The sequence below is a fragment of the Vibrio sp. 10N.222.46.A1 genome (genome assembly GCF_041473595.1).
In the GTDB taxonomy this organism is placed as follows: Bacteria; Pseudomonadota; Gammaproteobacteria; order Enterobacterales; family Vibrionaceae; genus Vibrio; species Vibrio tasmaniensis_A.
This window is the reverse complement of record NZ_JBFRSN010001662.1, coordinates 1-511: the sequence shown is the minus strand read 5'-3', so window position 1 is coordinate 511 and position 511 is coordinate 1. Positions and strand designations below refer to the sequence as shown.

General features: G+C 42.1%; 1 protein-coding gene. It reads right to left on the bottom strand.

Annotated features, from left to right (window positions below; translation table 11 throughout):
* On the bottom strand, positions 1–300 hold a 300-nt coding region (locus tag AB4496_RS28720), incomplete at its 3' end, for a cytochrome c oxidase subunit II transmembrane domain-containing protein (RefSeq protein ID WP_372133496.1).
* Positions 301–511: the final 211 nt, after the last annotated feature.

The window sequence follows — 511 nt, the reverse complement described above, 5'->3', positions numbered from 1 at the left end:
GATAATAATAGGAATGATGGTCCAAAGAATTTCTACTTTCGTGCTTTCGTGAAAATGGGCAGCAACCGCACCCTTCGACTTTCTGTGCCTCAGAATCGAATAGAACATCACTCCAAAAACAACAAAGGCAATCGCACAGCAGATATAGAAGATCAGCATATGAAGCTCGTATACCTTACCGCTGATCTCAGTGACACCTTGAGTCATGTTGTATTCACTGCTTGCATGCACCAAAGGCGACACCAAAACCACAACAAAACTTTTCAAAAGCCACGCTAGCCTAACCAGTAATCTTTTCAAAAGATCTCTCCTTATCCTTCCTAATTGGATACTTGCGACCTAAATGTCGTTGCGAGCTGTGTTTCGTTACGAGCTATATTCGTTGCGAGCTACGTTTCATTACGAACTACATGTCATTACGAGCTATGTGTCATTCCGAGCCAGACAACATTCATTGTTATTCCAGCTGAACATGAAAAGCTGAATCTCAATCTACAACTCACATGGAGCT